Origin of the sequence: Streptomyces sp. NL15-2K (assembly GCF_030551255.1) — a bacterium.
Taxonomy (GTDB): Bacteria; Actinomycetota; Actinomycetes; order Streptomycetales; family Streptomycetaceae; genus Streptomyces.
The window spans coordinates 4,637,083-4,657,951 of sequence record NZ_CP130630.1 but is presented as its reverse complement, the minus strand read 5'-3'; the positions used below and the strand labels follow the sequence as shown (position 1 = coordinate 4,657,951).

At 69.1% G+C, this 20,869-nt stretch carries 17 protein-coding genes, 1 tRNA gene and 1 riboswitch; of the genes, 16 read left to right on the top strand and 2 right to left on the bottom strand.

Annotated elements, in window-relative coordinates; genetic code table 11:
• Positions 1-6 precede the first annotated feature (6 nt).
• The 14 genes from Q4V64_RS20705 to Q4V64_RS20640 all read left to right on the top strand — a co-directional run bounded on the left by Q4V64_RS20705 (position 7) and on the right by Q4V64_RS20640 (position 15,544).
• Entirely contained in the window at positions 7-1,008 is a 1,002-nt protein-coding gene (locus tag Q4V64_RS20705) for an aldo/keto reductase (RefSeq protein ID WP_124441643.1), read from the top strand.
• Positions 1,005-1,811, top strand: a complete 807-nt coding sequence (locus tag Q4V64_RS20700; RefSeq protein ID WP_124441644.1) for a creatininase family protein — start codon at positions 1,005-1,007, stop codon at positions 1,809-1,811. Before Q4V64_RS20705 ends, Q4V64_RS20700 begins: the two co-directional genes overlap by 4 nt.
• A gap of 241 nt (positions 1,812-2,052) precedes the next feature.
• Positions 2,053-3,333, top strand: a complete 1,281-nt coding sequence (locus Q4V64_RS20695) for a cytochrome P450 (RefSeq protein WP_124441646.1) — start codon at positions 2,053-2,055, stop codon at positions 3,331-3,333.
• 147 nt (positions 3,334-3,480) lie between these two features.
• Positions 3,481-4,515, top strand: coding sequence for a transglycosylase family protein (locus Q4V64_RS20690; protein WP_124441647.1), 1,035 nt, complete (start codon positions 3,481-3,483; stop codon positions 4,513-4,515).
• Positions 4,516-4,710: 195 nt separating this feature from the next.
• Positions 4,711-4,907, top strand: a riboswitch (cyclic di-AMP (ydaO/yuaA leader).
• A 4-nt stretch (positions 4,908-4,911) separates the two neighbouring features.
• Entirely contained in the window at positions 4,912-5,592 is a 681-nt protein-coding gene (locus Q4V64_RS20685; protein WP_124441648.1) for a transglycosylase family protein, read from the top strand.
• Between the two features lie 287 nt (positions 5,593-5,879).
• Entirely contained in the window at positions 5,880-7,160 is a 1,281-nt protein-coding gene (gene eno, locus Q4V64_RS20680) for a phosphopyruvate hydratase (RefSeq protein WP_124441649.1), read from the top strand.
• A gap of 99 nt (positions 7,161-7,259) precedes the next feature.
• On the top strand, positions 7,260-7,736 hold the full coding sequence (locus Q4V64_RS20675; protein WP_124441650.1) for a septum formation initiator family protein: 477 nt from the start codon (positions 7,260-7,262) through the stop codon (positions 7,734-7,736).
• 26 nt (positions 7,737-7,762) lie between these two features.
• Positions 7,763-8,392: a DUF501 domain-containing protein gene (locus Q4V64_RS20670; protein ID WP_253267104.1), complete on the top strand. Its 630-nt coding sequence runs from the start codon at positions 7,763-7,765 to the stop codon at positions 8,390-8,392.
• On the top strand, positions 8,389-9,330 hold the full coding sequence (locus Q4V64_RS20665; protein ID WP_124441651.1) for a Ppx/GppA phosphatase family protein: 942 nt from the start codon (positions 8,389-8,391) through the stop codon (positions 9,328-9,330). The genes Q4V64_RS20670 and Q4V64_RS20665 overlap by 4 nt, the downstream gene beginning before the upstream one ends.
• A 102-nt stretch (positions 9,331-9,432) precedes the next feature.
• Positions 9,433-9,744 (top strand): WXG100 family type VII secretion target, encoded by a 312-nt coding sequence (locus Q4V64_RS20660; RefSeq protein ID WP_124441652.1) that lies wholly within the window; start codon positions 9,433-9,435, stop codon positions 9,742-9,744.
• Positions 9,744-11,456 (top strand): RNase A-like domain-containing protein, encoded by a 1,713-nt coding sequence (locus tag Q4V64_RS20655; protein WP_172629314.1) that lies wholly within the window; start codon positions 9,744-9,746, stop codon positions 11,454-11,456. The genes Q4V64_RS20660 and Q4V64_RS20655 overlap by 1 nt, the downstream gene beginning before the upstream one ends.
• A gap of 45 nt (positions 11,457-11,501) precedes the next feature.
• Complete coding sequence (locus tag Q4V64_RS20650) at positions 11,502-12,161, top strand: hypothetical protein (RefSeq protein WP_124441653.1); 660 nt, start codon at positions 11,502-11,504, stop codon at positions 12,159-12,161.
• A 457-nt stretch (positions 12,162-12,618) separates the two neighbouring features.
• Positions 12,619-14,016 carry an NAD(P)/FAD-dependent oxidoreductase gene (locus Q4V64_RS20645; RefSeq protein ID WP_124441654.1) on the top strand — a complete coding sequence of 466 codons (1,398 nt, stop codon included), beginning with the start codon at positions 12,619-12,621 and terminating at the stop codon, positions 14,014-14,016.
• A gap of 226 nt (positions 14,017-14,242) precedes the next feature.
• Positions 14,243-15,544, top strand: a complete 1,302-nt coding sequence (locus Q4V64_RS20640; RefSeq protein WP_124441655.1) for a class I SAM-dependent methyltransferase — start codon at positions 14,243-14,245, stop codon at positions 15,542-15,544.
• 58 nt (positions 15,545-15,602) lie between these two features.
• On the opposite strand, the gene Q4V64_RS20635 is transcribed toward Q4V64_RS20640, so the two are convergent.
• A complete protein-coding gene (locus tag Q4V64_RS20635) occupies positions 15,603-18,131 on the bottom strand; it encodes an ABC transporter permease (RefSeq protein WP_124441656.1) in 2,529 nt (842 codons plus the stop codon).
• Between the two features lie 37 nt (positions 18,132-18,168).
• The gene (locus tag Q4V64_RS20630; protein WP_124441657.1) at positions 18,169-18,969 is read right to left on the bottom strand and encodes an ABC transporter ATP-binding protein; all 801 of its coding nucleotides are present in this window, start codon (positions 18,967-18,969) and stop codon (positions 18,169-18,171) included.
• A gap of 403 nt (positions 18,970-19,372) precedes the next feature.
• On the opposite strand from Q4V64_RS20630, the gene Q4V64_RS20625 reads away from it, so the two are divergent.
• Both Q4V64_RS20625 and Q4V64_RS20620 read left to right on the top strand, forming a co-directional pair.
• Positions 19,373-19,456, top strand: a tRNA-Leu gene (locus Q4V64_RS20625).
• A 181-nt stretch (positions 19,457-19,637) separates the two neighbouring features.
• Complete coding sequence (locus Q4V64_RS20620) at positions 19,638-20,813, top strand: 4-hydroxybenzoate 3-monooxygenase (protein WP_124441658.1); 1,176 nt, start codon at positions 19,638-19,640, stop codon at positions 20,811-20,813.
• The last annotated feature ends 56 nt before the right edge of the window (positions 20,814-20,869 follow it).

Genomic DNA, 20,869 nt, shown 5'->3' with positions numbered 1-20,869 from the left:
CCATCCATGCGTCACTCGTCCTTCCCTCGCTCCGGCGAGCCGATCAGCAAACTCGGCTTCGGGGCCATGGGATTCGCCGGCTGGTTCGGCGGCAACGCAGGCGACTCGGAATCCAACTGGATCGACAGCCTGCTGTACGCGCTGGACCGAGGCGTGAACTTCATCGACACCGCCCGGGCCTACGGCAACTCCGAACGCATCGTCGGAAAGGCGCTCAGCCAGTGGTCCGGCACCCGACCCTTCGTCGCCACCAAGGTCGAGAACCTCTCCGGACAGCGCGGCTGGGGCACCCCCGTAGACCCCGAAGTCGCCCACCCACCCGGCCACATCCTCGCCGGCGCCCGGCGCTCGCTCGCCGAACTCGGCCTCGACCACGTCGACCTCCTCCAGCTGCACATCTGGTGGCCCACCTGGGGCGTGACCGGGCACTGGATGGAGGAACTGCAGCAGCTCAAGCAGGAAGGACTGGTGCGCCACATCGGGATATCGATCCCCGACCACCGCAGCGACATGGCGCTGCCGCTGGTGCAGTCCGGCCTGATCGACTCCGTCCAGACCATCATCAACGTCTTCGACCCCATCGCCCTGGACAACCTCCTGCCGGCCTGCGTCGAGCACGACGTCGCCGTGATCGCGCGGTGCGTCCTGGACGAGGGCGGACTGACCGGCAGCCTCACCGAGGACACCGTCTTCGCCGAGGACGACTTCCGGTACGGCTACTTCGACGACATCGTGCCGCGCTCGGTCTACCTGGAGAAGGTCGACGCGCTGCGGCAGTACGTGCCGCGATACGCCGGCTCGCTCGCCGCGCTCGCCCTGAAGTTCGTCGTCCAGGCACCCGGTGTCACCACGGCGATCTCCTCGATGCAGGTCCGCGAACACTGCGAGGCGAACATCGCGGCGCTGGACGAGCCCGAACTGCCCACGGACATCCACGAGCTGCTGCGCTTCAAGCACCGCTTCATCAAGAACTTCAACGAAACCAAGATCTTTGGGGAGTACCGATGACGACAGCACAACCCGATCACGTCCGCTGGGAGGACCTGCTGCCGCGCGAGTTCGAGCAGCGGCTGGCCCAACTGCCCCTGGTCTACCTGCCGATGGGCCTGTGCGAGCCACACGGACACGTCGCCGCGTTCGGCCTGGACACTCACAAGGCCGTCTACCTGTGCGAGGAGTCCGCCCGCCGCTTCGGAGGCATCGTCGCCCCGACGCAGACCTACCAGATCCACGAGACCGGCTATCACCGGCCATGGCTCAAGGAGGTGATGGGCGAGGTCAACCCGCGCATGGGCAGCCTTCCGCCCGATGTCGTCCTGCGGCTGCTCGTCTACCAGCTCCGGGCGTTCGTCAACGCGGGGTTCCGCGCCGTCGTCGTGCTCACCGGCCACAACGCCAACCAGCCCGACCTGCGGCTGGCGGTGGAGGAGTTCCGCCGCGCCCGTGACATCCCGATCGCCGCCGTCAGCGACCCGGAACTCGTCCTCGGGCAGTTCGAGGGCGACCACGCCGGCCGCTACGAGGTCTCCCAGCTGATGTACGTCCGTCCGGAACTGGTCGACCTCGGCCGCATCGACGACCGCACCACCACGCCGCTCGGCCGCTTCGCCCAGGGCGACGACGCCCATCTCGCCACCGTGGACGAGGGCCGGGCCATCATCGAGGCCAGCCTTGACGCGATCAAAGCGATCGTGGACGGGTGCCGGCCGCTTCCCGAGGCGGACGCCGCGTTCATGACGTTCGAGGAGGCCGAGGAGGTCTGGCAGCGCGTCGCCGCCCGCACGGACGAGTGGTGCACCCTCCGGGAGTGATCCCCGGAAGCATCACCGGGCCTGGCCGGCTGCCCGCGGACGCGCCTCACCCACGAGGTGTGCGCCCAGGAGGGCGAGCACGACTCGGGCGGCCCGCTCGGCGTCCCGCGGTGTGCGCCCGACCATCGGGGCGGGCCGATGGCGACCGTGCTTGGCGTGCGGGCACGCGATGCGTTCAGCGGCCAGGTGCAGGCCCGCTCGCGCCAAGAGATGCCGCCAGGTAGCTGCATAGGCTCATGGCATGTATGACGACGAGCCTCGCGTACCTGAACTCTTCACCTGGGAGTTCGCCACCGACCCGTACCCGGCGTACGCCTGGCTCCGCGAGCACGCCCCCGTGCACCGGACGAGGTTGCCCAGTGGTGTGGAGGCCTGGCTGGTCACCCGTTACGCCGACGCCAAGCAGGCCCTGGCCGACCCACGGCTCTCCAAGAACCCGGCGCACCACGACGAGCCCGCGCACGCCAAGGGCAAGACCGGCATCCCCGGCGAGCGCAAGGCCGAGTTGATGACCCATCTGCTCAACATCGACCCGCCGGACCACACCCGGCTCAGACGGCTGGTCAGCAAGGCCTTCACGCCTCGTCGGGTCGCCGAGTTCGCGCCCCGCGTACAGGAGTTGACGGACCATCTCATCGACCAGTTCGTGGAGAAGGGGAGCGCCGACCTCATCCACGAGTTCGCCTTCCCCCTCCCCATCTACGCGATCTGCGACCTGCTCGGCGTCCCCCGGGAGGACCAGGACGACTTCCGGGACTGGGCGGGCATGATGATCCGTCACGGGGGAGGGCCCAGGGGCGGAGTCGCGAGATCCGTCAAGAAGATGCGCGGCTATCTCGCCGATCTCATTCACCGCAAGCGCGAGGCTCTTCCGGAGACGGCCGCCCCCGGCGAGGACCTCATCTCCGGCCTGATCCGCGCCTCCGACCACGGCGAGCACCTCACCGAGAACGAGGCCGCCGCCATGGCGTTCATCCTCCTCTTCGCCGGGTTCGAGACGACCGTCAATCTCATCGGGAACGGCACGTACGCCCTCCTCTCCCACCCCGACCAGCGCGCCCGCCTCCAGACGTCCCTGGCGGCCGGCGAACGCGCCCTCCTGGAGACCGGAGTCGAGGAACTCCTGCGCTACGACGGCCCCGTGGAGCTCGCCACCTGGCGGTTCGCCACCCGGCCGCTCAGCATCGGCGGGCAGGACATCGCCCCCGGCGACCCCGTGCTCGTCGTCCTCGCCGCCGCGGACCGGGATCCGGATCGGTTCGCCGACCCGGACGTCCTCGACCTCTCCCGCAGTGACAACCAACACCTCGGTTACGGCCACGGCATCCACTACTGCCTCGGCGCCCCCCTCGCCCGCCTGGAGGGCCAGGCCGCTCTCGGCACGCTGCTCACCCGGCTCCCCGACCTGCAACTCGCGGTGGATTCGGCCGATCTGCGCTGGCGGGGTGGGCTCATCATGCGTGGGCTGCGTACCTTGCCGGTCGCGTTCACGCCCCGTGGTCGAGTGCTCCCACCTGCGTAAAGGTGACACGCACTCAAGTCTGTGATCTTCACGTGATCTGCGCGGCATTAACTTGTGACAAGTGATCGCCTGCCTATACGTTCACGGATCAGCGCGACGAGCCCCACTCGTCGCGCCGGTCACAGCTGTCTCGCGAAAGGTTTCCGCATGCTCTCCGGGAACGGTCGTCACCGTCGCCCCCGCCAGGCTCCGGCACTCCTCGTCGCGGCCGGGGTGACCGGCTCCGCCATCGCGATCCCGCTCCTCGCCGCCAGCGGTGCGAGCGCGGCCAGCGGCACCACGTGGGACCAGGTCGCGAACTGCAAGACCGGCGGCTCCTGGAGCGAGAACAACGGCGACGGGAAGTACGGCGGCCTCGAGATCGCCCAGGAGGACTGGGAACAGTACGGCGGCCTCGACTTCGCCTCGCGCGCCGACCAGGCCAGCCGCTCCCAGCAGATAGCCGTCGCCGAGAAGATCCTCGCGGACAAGGGTGTGGGCTACTGGTCCACCTGCGGCCTGCTCAACGGGCTCGACCAGGACTCCGGCTCGGCCGACGTCGACACGGGCGTGGCGGGTGACGGGGGCACATCGGGCTCGACGGGGTTGTCCAATTCATCCGGTTCATCCGGGTCATCCGACTCTTCCGGGTCATCCGACTCATCCGGATTGTCCGGCGCTGACTCGTCGACGGACTCGTCCGCGGACGCCTCCTCGCCTTCGCCGTCCAAGTCACCCACCCCGTCCGACACTCCGCCCGGCAGCCCGTCGGATCCGTCCAAGGCGACGGACAACTCGGCCAAGTCCGACACGCCACCTGATTCCGACGCCGGCTCCGCCGCCTCACAGGGACCCGACAGCTCCTCCACCGGCGCGACGAACGAGGACGACTCGGACAACTCCTGGCAAGAGGGCGGCCTTTCCGGTCTGGTCGACACCGGGGCCCTCAGCGGGGGTCGGCATCGCGGCGGCAGCGCCGAGGAGGGCGCCGCCGACACCGCCATCGCCGGCAACTCCACCGGCCGGCACGCCGCCCGCGGCGACTCGTACACCGTCCGTCCCGGAGACACGCTCGCGTCCATCGCCGACTCCCTTGGCCTCCAGGGCGGGTGGCGTGCGCTCTACGACGAGAACAAAGAGGCGATCGGCGTCGATCCCGGCCATATCGTCCCCGGTCAGACCCTTGAACTGGGTGCCGAATAGGGTGATAAGCGGCGGGAGTTCGCATCCTACTTCGCTACCGAATGTCCGGTTTGGTGAAAGTGTGGGATGAGTCTCAGAAGCCTTGATCGTCTTTGAAATTCCGCCGATCGCGTGTCTACGGTCAGGACCGCTCGCCACCGCGAGCCCCGGCTGCCGCAACGCCGAATCCTGCCAGCGGCCGCATGGGAACAGTCGTCGCGTCAAGCGCCGTAGGCAGGAGCGGGGGACCCAAGGTAAGCGCCGGGTCCGGCAGTTGAGGCCCTTCGGGTGCTCGCGGCCGGCACCGGCTTGGGGTGAAGCCGTGCCGCGCACATCACCGTGCGCGACGCGACCGGGCAACTCAACCGGCCCGAACCCGACAGCTCACCTCGCAGGCGTCGGTGAGGGGATCCTTCCATGCTGTTTTCCGGCAAGGGCAAGCACCGTCGTCCGTCCAAGGCCACTCGTGCCATCGCGATCGCCGGTGTCACCGGTGCCGCCGTCGCCGCCCCGCTGATGGCGGCCGGCAACGCCTCCGCTGCAACCGCGTCCGAGTGGGACACCGTCGCCCAGTGCGAGTCCGGCGGCAACTGGGCCATCAACACCGGCAACGGCTACTACGGCGGTCTGCAGTTCTCCGCCTCCACCTGGGCCGGGTACGGCGGCACGCAGTACGCCTCCACCGCCGACCAGGCCACCAAGGCCCAGCAGATCGAGATCGCCGAGAAGGTCCTCGCGGGCCAGGGCAAGGGTGCCTGGCCGGTCTGCGGCAAGGGCCTGTCGAGCGGCGGCTACAGCGGCGGCTCCTCCTCCGCCGACAGCTCGTCCAGCGACAGCGGCACCAGCACCCGCTCGACCGAGCAGCAGACCTCGCGTTCCGCCGAGCGTCCGGCCGCCAAGAAGACCGTCACCACCCCGACCGGCAAGAAGGTCAAGAAGGGCGACGGCGAGTACAAGGTCGTCGCGGGCGACACCCTCAGCTCCATCGCCGAGGCGCACGACGTCAAGGGCGGCTGGGAGAAGCTGTTCGAGCTGAACAAGGACATCGTCCAGGAAGCCGACCTCATCTACCCGGGTCAGCAGCTCCACCTGAAGTAAGAGCGGGCCGCCCTCGCGAGGGCCACCCCCGTCCCCACGGGCTCCCCGCCCCGGTGCGTCTCCCCCGTACGCACCGGGGCGGGGTTTTTTCCTGCCCGCCTTGCCGGTGCGCCCTTGTTTGGCGTGCCCTTTGTACGGACTCTTTGTTCCGTTCGGAAACAATTTACTCTCGGTTCTGCCCAACGAGTGGGTGACCGGCTGGCCGATCCCCCGGAGCCGGTTAGGCTCGTCTCGCAGAACCCACCGCGGTCCTGCTGACCCGCGTCACATTGAAGAAGGAGATGCTCGTGCCGTCCATCGACGTCGTCGTAGCCCGGGAAATCCTGGACTCCCGAGGCAATCCCACGGTCGAGGTCGAGGTCGGCCTCGACGACGGCAGCACGGGTCGTGCCGCCGTCCCGTCCGGCGCCTCCACCGGCGCCTTCGAGGCCATCGAGCTCCGCGACGGCGACCCGAACCGCTACCAGGGCAAGGGCGTCGAGAAGGCCGTCCTGGCCGTCATCGAGCAGATCGGCCCGGAGCTGGTCGGCTACGACGCCACCGAGCAGCGTCTGATCGACCAGGCGATGTTCGACCTGGACGCCACCGACAACAAGGGCTCCCTCGGCGCCAACGCCATCCTCGGCGTCTCCCTCGCCGTCGCCCACGCCGCCTCCGAGGCCAGCGACCTCCCGCTCTTCCGCTACCTGGGCGGCCCGAACGCGCACCTGCTGCCCGTTCCGATGATGAACATCCTGAACGGCGGCTCGCACGCCGACTCCAACGTGGACATCCAGGAGTTCATGATCGCCCCGATCGGCGCGGAGACCTTCTCCGAGGCCCTGCGCTGGGGCACCGAGGTCTACCACACCCTCAAGAAGGTCCTGAAGAGCAAGGGCCTGGCCACCGGCCTCGGCGACGAGGGCGGCTTCGCCCCGAACCTCGGCTCCAACCGCGAGGCCCTCGACCTCATCCTCGAGGCGATCAAGGAGGCCGGCTACACCCCCGGCGAGCAGATCGCCCTCGCGCTCGACGTCGCCGCGTCCGAGTTCTACAAGGACGGCTCCTACCTCTTCGAGGGCAAGACGCGCACGGCCGCCGAGATGACCGAGTACTACGCCGAGCTCGTCGAGGCCTACCCGCTCGTCTCCATCGAGGACCCGCTGTTCGAGGACGACTGGGACGGCTGGAAGACCATCACCGACAAGCTCGGCGACAAGGTCCAGCTCGTCGGCGACGACCTGTTCGTCACCAACCCCGAGCGCCTGGCCCGCGGCATCGAGGACGGCGCCGCCAACGCCCTGCTGGTCAAGGTCAACCAGATCGGCTCGCTGACCGAGACCCTGGACGCCGTCGAGATGGCCCAGCGCAACGGCTTCAAGTGCATGATGTCCCACCGCTCCGGCGAGACCGAGGACGTCACCATCGCCGACCTCGCCGTCGCCACCAACTGCGGCCAGATCAAGACCGGCGCCCCGGCCCGCTCCGAGCGCGTCGCCAAGTACAACCAGCTGCTGCGCATCGAGGAGATCCTCGACGACGCGGCGGTGTACGCCGGCCGTAGCGCGTTCCCGCGCTTCAAGGGCTGACGACGGCCCTTTAAGGGCAGCGTCGTACGTACGTCCCCGTACTCGGTCCCGTACCGTGTGCGGGGACGTACGTACGTGTGCAGCGGGAGGCGTGGGGACATGGCCGTGAAGGACCGGGACCGTTTCTCCACCGCGACCAGGATCCGGCTGCTCGGCGAGCAGACCGCGGCCCGCGTCTACCGCTCCCAGACCAAGCGGCAGGCCCGCCGCTCCCGGCTCACCGGCCGGGCGGCGCTGCTCGCCCTGGTGCTGTGCACGCTGATCGTGGCCATGGCCTATCCCATAAGGCAGTACGTCTCCCAGCGCGCCGAGATCTCCGATCTGCAGCGGGAGAAGGAGGACGCCGCCGAGCGGGTCGAACGGCTGCGGGACCTCAAGGCACGCTGGCAGGACGACAAGTACGCCGAGCAGCAGATCCGGCAGCGGTTGCACTATGTGATGCCGGGGGAGACGGGGTACATCGTCATCGACCCGGACGCGGCCAAGCAGTCGCGCGCCGACCTGGGGGCGGCAGACCGCCCCTGGTACTCGAACGTCTGGGACGCGGTCGACAAGTCCGACGCCGCCGACCAGTGAACTGACAGAGAGACTTTCGTACAGGCATGGATACTCCCGCCCGCCGCCCGACCACCACCCCTCAAGGGCAGCGCTGCGCGCTGACGCTGTTTGATCTGCCGCCCACCCCGCGCACCGAGCCCACCGACGCGGACGTAGAGGCCTTCAAGCAGCAGCTCGGGCGGCCGCCGCGCGGCCTGCGCGCCATCGCGCACCGGTGCCCCTGCGGGCAGCCCGACGTCGTCGAGACGGCCCCGCGCCTGCCCGACGGCACGCCCTTCCCGACGCTGTACTACCTGACGTGCCCGAAGGCGTCCTCCGCGATCGGCACCCTGGAGGCGAACGGCGTGATGAAGGAGATGACGGCCCGGCTGGAGACCGACCCGGTGCTCGCCGCCGCCTACCGCGCCGCGCACGAGGACTACATCCGGCGCCGCGACGAGATCGAGGAACTCAAGGGCTTCCCGAGCGCGGGCGGCATGCCGGACCGGGTGAAGTGCCTGCACGTCCTGGTCGCCCACTCCCTGGCAGCCGGCCCCGGCGTCAACCCCCTGGGCGACGAGGCGCTGGAGATGCTGCCGGAGTGGTGGCGCAAGGGGACGTGCGTGACGCCGGTCGAGGAAACGTCCGTACGGTCCGTACGGTCCGTACGGTCCGTACAGGGGGAGGACCGGTGACCCGAGTCGCCGCCATCGACTGCGGTACGAACTCCATCCGTCTCCTCGTCGCCGACGCGGACCCTGTGACCGGTGAACTGGTCGACCTGGACCGCCGTATGACGATCGTCCGTCTCGGCCAGGGCGTCGACCGCACCGGACGGCTCGCCCCCGAGGCGCTGGAGCGCACCTTCGCCGCCTGCCACGAGTACGCGGCGATCATCAAGGAGCACGGAGTGGAGCGCCTGCGCTTCGTGGCGACCTCCGCCTCCCGGGACGCCGAGAACCGGGACGAGTTCGTACGAGGCGTGCTGGACATCCTGGGTGTGGAACCGGAGGTCATCACCGGCGACCAGGAGGCGGAGTTCTCCTTCACCGGCGCCACCAAGGAGCTGACGGGGCGGGAGGACCTGCACCGGCCGTTCCTGGTCGTGGACATCGGCGGCGGCTCGACCGAGTTCGTCGTCGGCGACGACCACGTGCGCGCGGCGCGCTCGGTCGACGTCGGCTGTGTCCGGATGACCGAGCGGCACCTCGTCCACGACGGGGTCGTCAGCGACCCGCCGTCCGAGGCGCAGATCGCGGCGATGCGGGCGGACATCGAGGCGGCCCTGGACCTCGCCGAGCGGACGGTCCCGCTGCGCGAGGCGCACACGCTGGTGGGCCTGGCGGGCTCGGTCACGACGGTCTCGGCGATCGCGCAGGACCTGCCCGAGTACGACTCGACGGCCATCCACCACTCCCGGGTCCCGTACGACAAGGTCCGCGAGATCACCGACCGGCTCCTGCGCTCCACCCACGCCGAGCGCGCGGCCATCCCCTCCATGCACCCGGGCCGCGTCGACGTGATCGGCGCGGGGGCCCTCGTCCTCCTGTCGATCATGGAGCGGATCGGTGCGGAGGAGGTCGTGGTGAGCGAGCACGACATCCTCGACGGCATCGCCTGGTCCCTCACCTGACCCGATCACTGCCGGGCGACGCCGCCTCGCCCCCAACTTCCTTTGGGCTAGGCTCACATGTGCGAATCATGAGGTCATGGATACCAGTCTGACGGGGGACATATGCCGACCGGTGCCGATGACGACCACATAACCGCCCATCTCGCCACGCTTCAACGGCTGGCGGGCGATCTGGAGGACATCCTCAAGCAGCTCAACGGCAGGCTCGACGACCTCTACGACCGGGTGGCACCGGTCGTACTGTCCTGGAGCGGCGAGACCCGCGAGGCATTCGTCGACAAGCTCGAGGAGTGGGACCGCTCCGCGCAGGACCTCCAGGCGGCGCAGAAGTGGCTGCACGAGGTCGTCACCACCGGCCACACCAACTACGCGGCCGCGCACCAGGCGGTGCTGCGCGGCTGGGGAGCGGGCTGATGGGGACTCCGCCGACGCCACCCGGTGGCGGCACCATCGACGTCAAGCCGTCCAACCTGCATCAGGTGGCGGGCGGCTTCGCGGGGCAGCAGACGCCGTTCGACAAGGCGGCCAAGGACCTCGTCACCGCTCTCAAGGAGTATCCGGACGCCGGAGGGTACGGCACGGCGGCACAGGCGTTCGCGACCGCGTACGTCCAGGCGGGCAACCGCTTCCTCGAGGTGTGGGCCAAGTCCGTGGTCAGTGTCGGAGGCGCCGCGGTCGGCTTCGCGACGACGGCCAACACCTACGCCAAGGCGGAGGCGGCCAACGACGCCTCGGGGCAGACCGTCGCCAGGACCCAGCCGCCGCCGGTCGTCATCGACAAGGTGCCCGACTACGGCTCGGTGCCGGACCTGAAGTGGGGCGACGACGACGGCGGTGACGACTTCATCCGCTCCATCCTGGAGTGGATCCCGGACGCCGTGTGGCACATCATCCGTCCGCTGCTGGAGCACGCGTTCCGCTGGGGCAAGGTCGCCGAGGTCTACCCGTACCCGCAGCAGCACTACCTCAACTCGCTGTCCCAGGCCTGGTCGAACACCACGATGTCGCTGTCCATCACGGAGAGCGGCCTGACGGGGCTCGTCAGCAGCATCACGCTGCAGAGCAACAGCGAGTGGTACGACGCGATGCGGCAGTTCTGCAGCTCGCTGTGGGGGACGACTGACTGGGGGAAGAGCCGGGAGGGCTACGAGTGGAAGCACGACAGCTCCGGATCCCAGACCGCCAGCCATCCGGTCATGACCGTCCTGTTCGACACGGCGAAGAAGATCAGCGACCTGCTGCGTGAGTTCGCCGAGGCCGCGGTCGAGCTGAACGGCAAGGTGTGGGACATCTACATGGAAGCGGTCAAGCAGGCCGTCGGAGACATCGACCTCAGCGATGGCGTCGACCTCAACGACGTCAAGGAGGGCGCCAAGGGAGTCGGCCGCTTCCTGAAGGGGCTCGCCACGGGAGCCGCGGAACTCAGCGTGGAGATCACGCTGAACATCGACACGGCCGCTCTGAACGCCGTGGTCGAGGCGTACAACCGTCGTGTCAACGCGCTCACGCCGCGGTTCGGCGCGCTGACGGGGGCCCTGGACGAGGCGCACCGCAGCGCACCTACCTACGCGGCCGAGGAGGCGCGCGCCGAGGCCTTCGGGGCGCGGGCGCTGAACGACTTCAAGAAGCAGCACAAGTACACGACGGACGCCGACGAGAAGAACCACTTCTACCCGATCGACCTGGCCAACGCCGAAGGCCTCTACGGCGGCCACAGCGTGGACAAACACGTGGGCAAGACGGACGAGCAGCTCGCGCAGCGGCTCAGGGACCAGCAGATCACCCGCCCCGACGGATCGGTGCGGCCGCTGGCGGCGTCCTCGTACCCGGACCTGGCGTCTGCGCAGCGGTTCACCCAGGACACCCTGGACGACATCCGGAACGCGGAGAAGATCGAGCGCTGGCTGGACCGGCTGGAGCGGGAGCCGGTCGCCAACGAGAGGTCGACCCTGACCCTGGACAAGAGCTTCACCGAGGTGACGGGGCGCACCGTGCCCCGTACCGCCTACGACGCGGACGGACTTCAGGCACAGGGGATCGACGCCCACGGCGCGAACGTCGTCCTCCGGTACAAGAGAGGTCTCGTCCCACCCTTTATCGTCCTCACGTCCATGCCGACCGCGTAGCGGTCGGCGACAGACGCCGGCAGCGGAAAGGAGCAGCGGCCGACCGTGACCACCTACACCGGCGCCGTTTTCAACAACGGGATCGTCGCGGGGCTCATCGACATCCTCGCCTCGGCGCGCGAACGAGGCGAGGCGGCCCCGTTCACGGACGAGATCGCACGCGTCAACCGGACGCTCGACAGCTGTGCCGCCGCGCGGTGGGCCATGCCGAGCGCCACTGTGGCGGCCCTCCTCGATCTCGTCGCCGAAGATCTGCGGACCTCTCCGGGCCGGGACCTGCCGCCGGGTTTCCTCCAGAGGCTCGACAGGGCCGCCGGGGACCGGGAACGCACGGTGTTCCTGACGGACATGGCCTTGTCGCTGCGTACGTCGCAGCGAGCGGGTATCCCTCGGTTCGAGGACCTCCCGCTGTCCGCCTGGGAGGCGGAACTGAGGTACGCCCACCTGCGGGACTTCTCCTGGTGGGTCGAGTCGGACGAACACGAGACCTTCGAGGAAGGTGTGCTCGCGGGCGTGACCAGCGAGCACCCCGGCGGCTGCGCGCACGCGCTCCCTCCGTTGATCGCGGAGCTGCACGCGGCTCTGCTCCTCGACGCGGATGCGCCGTCAGCCGCCGGCCTGCGCTCCGTGGTCCCCTGGGCCACTCCGCCGATCCTGCGGGAAGTGCTGCGACTTGCCTCCGTGCATCTGCTCGACGCGCACTGAAGAGGGTGGGCCGGGTATCGGTTGTTGCTCATGGGCGGCACTCTGCTGAGCAGGTCGGATGCCCGTTTGAGCGTGCCGGGGGGCTTCGTGGGGCCCTCGGTGAGGCCCCGCCGAGAAAGTTCGTGAAGTTCTTCACAAGGAAAACGGCCCGGTAGGAGCACGAGAGGCGCTGCGTTGACCCGTCTGGGGGTCCGATAGGTCATTGAACGTGTTCAGAAGGGGCGGGGAAGGGTGCTCCGGGAGGTGCCCGAGAGGGCCCGGCGAGGGTGGCTCACGGAGGGTCCGGTCGTGCAGAGAGGCAGCTCACGCGGCATTGACAACGGCCCGCCGTACACGCCGGTTTCCCCTCCGCGCCATGACGCGGATCACGCGAGTGGCGGAGGATAGCACACACCCCGAGGAAGCTTGTGAAGGGGCGCACGAGCTACCCCCCTGAAGCGGGTGGATACTCGATGGCATGAGCACCACGGAGCGTCCCAGGATCCTCGTAGTAGGCGGTGGGTACGTAGGCCTGTACGCAGCTCGGCGCATCATGAAGAAGATGCGCTACGGCGAGGCGACCGTCACGGTCGTCGACCCCCGGTCGTACATGACCTACCAGCCCTTCCTTCCCGAAACCGCCGCCGGCAGCATCTCCCCCCGACACGTTGTCGTCCCACTGCGACGCGTGCTTCCGAAGGCGGAGGTCCTCACCGGCCGGGTCACCACCATCGATCAGGACCGCAAGGTCGCCACGATCTCGCCGCTCGTCGGCGAGGCGTACGAGCTGCCTTTCGACTACCTGGTCATCGCGCTCGGCGCGGTCTCCCGCACCTTCCCGATCCCCGGCCTCGCCGAGCAGGGCATCGGCATGAAGGGCATCGAGGAGGCCATCGGGCTGCGCAACCACGTCCTCGAGCAGCTGGACAAGGCCGACTCCACGAACGACGAGGAGATCCGCCGCAAGGCGCTCACCTTCGTCTTCGTCGGCGGTGGCTTCGCGGGTGCGGAGACCATCGGCGAGGTCGAGGACATGGCCCGCGACGCGGCGAAGTACTACAACAACGTCTCCCGCGAGGACATGCGGTTCATCCTCGTCGACGCCGCCGACAAGATCCTGCCCGAGGTCGGCCCCAAGCTCGGCCAGTACGGCAAGGAGCACCTGGAGACCCGCGGGGTCGAGGTCTACCTCTCCACCTCCATGGACTCCTGCGTCGACGGCCACGTCGTGCTGAAGAACGGCCTCGAGGTCGACTCCAACACGATCGTCTGGACGGCGGGCGTCAAGCCGAACCCGGCCCTGTCCCGCTACGGCCTGCCGCTCGGCCCCCGCGGTCACGTCGACTGCGAGCCCACGCTCCAGGTCAAGGGCACGGACTACATCTGGGCCGCGGGCGACAACGCCCAGGTGCCCGACCTCGTCGGCCGCAAGGCGGGCAACGAGAACGCCTGGTGCCCCCCGAACGCGCAGCACGCCCTCCGTCAGGCGCGTGTCCTCGGCGACAACGTGATCTCCGGCATGCGGGGCTTCCCGCAGAAGGACTACTCGCACGCCAACAAGGGCGCGGTGGCGGGCCTCGGCCTCCACAAGGGCGTCGCGATGATCGTCATGGGCAAGATGAAGATCAAGCTCAAGGGCCGTCTGGCGTGGTACATGCACCGCGGCTACCACGGCATGGCCATGCCGACCTGGAACCGCAAGATCCGCGTCTTCGCCGACTGGACGCTCGGCATGTTCCTCAAGCGTGAGGTCGTTGCGCTGGGCGCCCTGGAGACTCCGCGCGAGGAGTTCTACGAGGCGGCCAAGCCGGCGCCGGTCGCCGCCGCGAGCAAGGCCGAGGAGAAGCCCAAGGCCGAGCAGGCCAAGGCGTCCTGACGCCGGGCGCGTCGAACCGACCGAAGGGTCCCCTGCCATCCGTGGTGCGGGGGGCCCTTCGGCGTTTCCGGGTGCGGTGCCGACTGGCTCCTCCATGCGGGTGGAAAACCATCCCTGTGCATGCTTTTTACCTGGTCATAACGCGAATGAGGGACTGTGACCCAGACTCTCAGGTGTTTACGGGGTATTGGACATTCCGGGATCGCCCGTCACGGAGGTGTACGCCATGTCAGACGCCGCCCCGCGGCTGAAGAGCCTCATCGAACAGTTGCTGGGAGCTCCGCTCACGCTGCGTATCCGCGCCTGGGACGGTTCGCAGGCAGGCCCGCCGGACGCGCCGGCCCTCGTCGTACGCAACCGCAGGGCCGTGCGCCGCCTGCTGTGGAAGCCCGGCGAGCTGGGGCTCGCCCGCGCCTGGGTGGCGGGGGACCTGGACATCGAAGGAGACCTCTACGCCGCCCTCGACGAGCTGGCAGAGCTCGTGTGGGAGCGCGGGGAGGACGCCCGGACCGTCGTCCAGGCCCTGCGCGACCCCGGGGTACGGGCCGCCGTACGCGGACTGGTCAGGTTCGCCGGACCCCCGCTGCCCCCGGCCCCGCCCCGGGAGGAGATCCGCAGACCACGCCGCAACCTGCACACCAAGCGCAGCGACAGACGCGCCATCAGCCACCACTACGACGTCGGCAACGACTTCTACGAGCTCGTCCTGGGCCCGAGCATGGTGTACTCCTGCGCCTACTGGCCGGCCCCGGAATCCGCAGGCGGCACCCTCGAGACCGCCCAGCGGGACAAGCTCGAACTCATCGCCCGCAAGCTCGACCTGACCCCCGGCCGGCGCCTGCTGGACGTCGGCTGCGGCTGGGGCTCCATGGCCATCCACGCCGCCCGTGAGCACGGCGTGCGCGTCGTCGGCATCACCCTCTCCCACGAGCAGGCCGCCTACGCCCGTAAGCGCGTCGCCGACGAGGGACTGACCGACCGGGTCGAGATCCGCGTACAGGACTACCGGGACGTCACCGACGGGCCGTACGACGCGATCTCCTCCATCGGCATGGCCGAACACGTCGGCGCCGACCGGTACCTGGAGTACGCCACCGTCCTGCACAGTCTCCTCGGGCCCGGAGGACGGCTGCTCAACCATCAGATCGCCCGCCGCCCGGAGAGGGACGAGTCGGCCTACCACATCGACGAGTTCATCGACCGCTACGTCTTCCCCGACGGCGAACTCGCCCCCGTCGGCACCACCGTCACCCAACTCGAACGCGCCGGGTTCGAGGTCCGCGACGTCGAGTCGATCCGCGAGCACTACGCCCTCACCCTGCGCCGCTGGGTCGCCAACCTGGAGGCCGGCTGGGACCGGGCCGTCAAGCTCACCAGCCCGGGCCGGGCCCGCGTCTGGCGGCTGTACATGGCCGCGTCCGCCGTCTCCTTCGAACGCAACCGCATCGGCGTCAACCAGGTCCTCGCCATCAGGACGCCCGAGTCCGGCGAATCGGGGATGCCCCTGCGCTCCCGCACCTGGAACTGAGCGCAAGCGGACGGGGCCCGCCGCCACCCGGCAGCGGGCCCCGTCGCCATATGCCCGACTACTCCGACTTGATCGCCGCCAGCATGTTCAGCCGCGCCGCCCGCCGGGCCGGCCACAGCGCCGCAAGGACGCCCACCGTCGCGGCAAGCAGCAGGAACACGGCCATCCGGGCCCACGGCAGGACCAGCTCGTAGGTCGCCATCCTCGTGCCGAGCAGTTCACCGGCAGCCCAGCCGAAGAACACGCCGAGGCCGATGCCCAGCACCCCGCCGAAGAGGGAGATGACCAGGGACTCCAGGCGGACCATCCGCTTGATGCCCCCCCGGTCCAGGCCGATCGCGCGCAGCATGCCGATCTCCTGGGAGCGCTCGAAGACCGACATGGCCAGGGTGTTGATGACGCCGAGGACCGCGACGAGCACTGCCATCGCCAGCAGGCCGTAGACCATGTTCAGCATCAGCGTGAACATCTGCGCGATCTCGTTGGAGAGGTCCTTCTTGTCCTGGACCTTGATGGCCGGGTTGGAGCCGAGGGCCTTCTCGATCCGGTCCTTCGTCGCGCTCGACGCCCCGTCGGACGTCTTGACCATGACCTGCATGTCGGCCGGGTCCGTCTGGTGCGGGGAGAGGGCGGCGTTGTCGACGAGGATCCCCCGGATCATGTCGTTGCCCTCGTAGACACCGGCGACCGTGAGCTTCTGCTTCTTGCGGTCCTCGTAGTTGACGGTGAAGCTCGAACCCGCCTTCCAGTCGTGCAGCTTGGCGGTGTCGGCGTCCACGACCACCTGCGCGCCGCTCACCTTGAAGGAGCCGTCGTCGACCTTCAGTTCGGTCAGCTTGCCGATCGTGCCGCCCGTGACGCCGGTGAGGTACTCGGTCTCGCCGTCGATGCGCGAGGGGGCGTTGCGCAGCGGGCTGGTGGCGGTGACGTCGTCGAGCTGCTTCAGCTTCTTCTCGACGTCCGGCGACAACTCGTTGAAGTTCGCCATGGACACCACGTAGTCCGCCTTGATCGCGGACGCCGCCATCTTGTCGATCGACTTCTGCAGGCTGCCCGCCATCACCGTCATACCGGTGATCAGGGTGAGCCCGATCATCAGCGCGGAGGCGGTGGCGGCCGTACGGCGGGGATTGCGCACGGAGTTCTGGCGGGCCAGCTTGCCGGAGACACCGAACACGCGCAGGACCGGGGCCGCGGCCGCGATCAGCGGGCGGGACAGGAGCGGGGTGAGGATGAAGACGCCGATGATGAGGAGGACCGCGCCGAGGCCCATGGGGGCCTGGCCGTCCGAGCCGGACATCGTCGTCGCCGCGAGGACGACCGCGATGCCCGCTCCCGAGAACAGCGCGCCCAGCGTGTTGCGCAGCACCAGCGACTTGGTCGTCGCCTGCGCGTGCACGCTGCTCATCGCCGCGACCGGCGGGATCTTCGCGGCCCGGCGGCCCGGCAGCCAGGCCGCCAGCATGGTGATGAGGATGCCGACGGCGAGGGCCGTGGCGACCGTGCTCGGCGAGATGATCAGCGGCCCGTCCGGGACGGCCGCGTCGAACGTGCCCATCAGCGCCCGCAGTCCCGCACCGATGCCGACGCCGGCGGCGAGACCGGTCACCGCGGCGACCGTACCGACCACGAACGCCTCGACGAGGACGGAGCGGGTGACCTGCCGGCGCGAGGCCCCCACGGCCCGCAGCAGAGCCAGTTCCTTGGTGCGCTGGGCGACCAGCATGGTGAAGGTGTTGGCGATGATGAACGTGCCGACGAAGAGCGCGATGCCCGCGAAGACCAGCAGGCCCTGCTTCATCCCGGACATCTGCGAGGAGATCATCGCGGCCTGGTCGTCGGCGAGTTGCTGCCCCGTCGTCGTCTCCGCGACGTCCTTCGGCAGCGCCTTGTCCAGCTCGGCCTGCAGCGCGGCCTGCGTCACACCGGGCTTCGCCTTGACGGCGATCTCGTCGTACGTGCCCTTCTTGCCGAACAGCTGCTGCGCGGTCGCCGTGTCGAAGAGGGCGAGACTGCCGCCGGCCGCGACATTGCCGTCGTCGGTGGTGAAGATGCCGACGATCTTCGGGTCGAGGACCGGGCCGTCCACCGAGAGCCGTACGGTGTCGCCGACCTCGTACCCGGCGCGCTCGGCGGTCTCGGAGTCGATGAGGACCTCGTCCGCGCCCTTCGGGGCGTGCCCGCTGACCAGCGGATAACGGGCGTCCTTGGTGCCCCAGTAGTTCCCGCCCTGCGACTGGAAGCCGCCGCCGATGAGCTTGCCGTCCTTGCCGGCGATCGCGGTGAAGCCGTTGACGACACCGATGGCGGACGCGGCGCCGGGCACCTTGGCGCTCTCGTCGAGCACCGCCTGCGTCAGCTCGGCGGTCCTGCCGACGGTGTCGCCTTTGTTGGCCTGGGTCTCGGGCTCGACGGCCACGTCGACATGGTCGAAGCCCTTGGCCGAACTCTTCTGGTAGGCCTCGGAGATGGTGTTGGTGAAGACCAGGGTCCCCGACACGAAGGCCACGCCGAGCATCACGGCGAGCACGGTCATCAGGAGCCGGGCCTTGTGCGCGAATACGTTGCGCAAGGCGGTACGGAACATGGGAAGTCTCAGTTCGCGGTGGGAGGGTGAGCGGACGTCAGCTGGTGCGGCCCTTGGCGTCGAACTCGGGGGTCTGGGGGTTCCCCCCAGAAAAACGCAGCATGCGGTCGAGGACCGCGTCCGCCGTCGGCCCGTACACCTCGTCGACGAGCCGCCCGTCCGCCAGGAACACCACCCGGTCCGCGTACGCCGCGGCCACCGGGTCGTGGGTCACCATCACCACGGTCTGTCCCAACTCCCGTACCGAGTTGCGCAGGAAGCCGAGGACCTCGGCGCCGGAGCGCGAGTCGAGGTTTCCGGTCGGCTCGTCGCCGAAGATGATCTCGGGCCGGGAGGCCAGCGCGCGGGCCACGGCGACACGCTGCTGCTGGCCGCCGGAGAGCTGGGAGGGCCGGTGACCGAGCCGGTCGGCCAGACCCACCATCCGGATGACCGAATCAAGCCACTGCTTGTCCGGCTTACGGCCCGCGATGTCCATCGGGAGCGTGATGTTCTCCAGGGCCGTCAGCGTCGGCAGCAGGTTGAACGCCTGGAAGATGAAGCCGATCTTGTCGCGGCGCAGCTTGGTGAGCTGCTTGTCCTTCAGGGACCCGAGTTCGGTGTCGCCGATGCGCACGGAGCCGGAGGAGAAGGTGTCCAGGCCGGCCACGCAGTGCATCAGCGTGGACTTGCCGGACCCGGAGGGGCCCATGATCGCGGTGAACTCCGCCTGTTGGAAGTCGATGGAGACCCGATCGAGGGCGACCACCTGGGTCTCGCCCTGTCCGTAGATCTTCGACAGATCCGTGGCACGCGCCGCCACGGTGGTGGTCCGGCCGACGATGGATGCGGTGGTCACGAGAAGAGCACTCCTGAAGGACGCGGGGGTTGTCGAGGACGTCCTCCATCGTCCTGGCCGCGAAGCGCCGTGTAGTCACCCGCTGTTCTGGTTCTGAAGGCAGACTCGGGGCGGACCGCTCGCCGCCGTGTCATACCTGGGGATGACGGGCACCCCTGAGGAGTGGCCGACGCCGGGGTGGGCGGAGAACAGGTGGAGCCCCCTTGTTTGGACGGTGAAATTCCGTCATTCCGCATGCACGGCCGAGCGTCGCACGTAAGGCTGTTGGCAAGTGCGGATGGCCTGTTCCGTGTGCTGATGCGCCCTCAGACATCAATAAAATAAGACAACATCGGTCCGCCCGCCCGCTGTTCGAGGGATGCATCCGGATAGTCTCGGAACCTCGAAGCGGCGCCCATGGCCTGCCCGGATGGTGGAATGCAGACACGGCGAGCTTAAACCTCGCTGCCCCTTCGCGGGCGTGCCGGTTCAAGTCCGGCTCCGGGCACTTTCGACACTCCTGCCGGCCGCCTCTCGCGGCTCTGGTTCCCTGCACCCTTCATTGAAGAGTTCACCGCACGCCCCGTTGACAGCGGGCGGATGCGGTCAGAGACTCACGTCAGGAAGATAGTGAAGTAAACTTCACTATGCGAACAGACGCCTCCGGGCGCGAACAGAGAGGCTGGTCGATGCGCACCACCGTCGGCATCATCGGAGCCGGGCCCGCCGGCCTTCTTCTCGCCCGGCTGCTCCACAACGCGGGCATCGACTCGGTCGTCCTGGAGAGCCGCGACCGCGCCTATGTCGAGCATCGGCAGCGGGCCGGAATCCTGGAGCAGGGGACCGTGGACGTGCTGCGCGCGGCCGGTGCCGGGGAGCGCATGGACCGCGAGGGTCTTCGTCACGACGGCATCGAACTCCGGTTCGCGAGGAACCGCCACCGTGTCGACTTCCCCGCCCTCACCGGCGGCCGGTCGGTGATGGTCTACGCGCAGACCGAGGTCTGCAAGGACCTCATCGCCCTTCAACTCAAGGAGGGCGGCCCGCTGCTGTTCGAGGCGGAGGCCCTGGCCGTCGAGGGCGCGGACACCGGCCACCCGCGCGTCCGCTTCCGGCACGCGGGCCGCGAGGACGTCCTGGAGTGCGACTACGTCGTCGGCTGCGACGGCTTCTGGGGCGTCGCCCGCCAGGCGATCCCGTCCGAGCTCACCCAGGTGTTCGAACGCGCGTACCCCTTCGGCTGGCTCGGCATCCTCGCCGACGTACCGCCCTCGCACGACGAGCTCGTCTACGCCCGCCACGACCGCGGCTTCGCCCTGCTGTCCATGCGCTCCCCGTCCGTCTCCCGCCTCTACCTCCAGGTGCCGACGGACACCGACGCCGAGAGCTGGAGCGACGAGGCCATCTGGGCGGAGCTGGAGCGCCGCTTCGAGACCGCCGACGACTGGCGGCTGGAGCGCGGCCCGATCACCCAGAAGTCCGTCACCCCGATGCGCTCCTACGTCCACGAGCCCATGCGGTACGGCCGCCTGTACCTGGCCGGTGACGCGGCCCACATCGTGCCGCCCACGGGCGCGAAGGGCCTCAATCTCGCCGTCGGGGACGTCGTCACGTTCGCGCGGGCACTGACGCACGAGAAGGAGACGGGCTCGCCGGAGCTGCTCGACGCGTACTCGGCGACCTGCCTGCGCCGGGTGTGGCAGGCCGAGCGGTTCTCCTACGACATGACGACGCTCCTGCACCGCACCCCCGACGCCACTCCCTTCGAGGACCGCCTCCAGCTGGCCCGCCTGGAGCGGATCGCCTCCTCCCGGGCCGCCGAGACCGATCTGGCCGAGGCGTACACGGGGTTCCCGTTCGGGTGACGGTCGTTTCGGTGACGGGCGTGTCGCAGCTTGGTCATGAAAGAGACCCTCCGCTG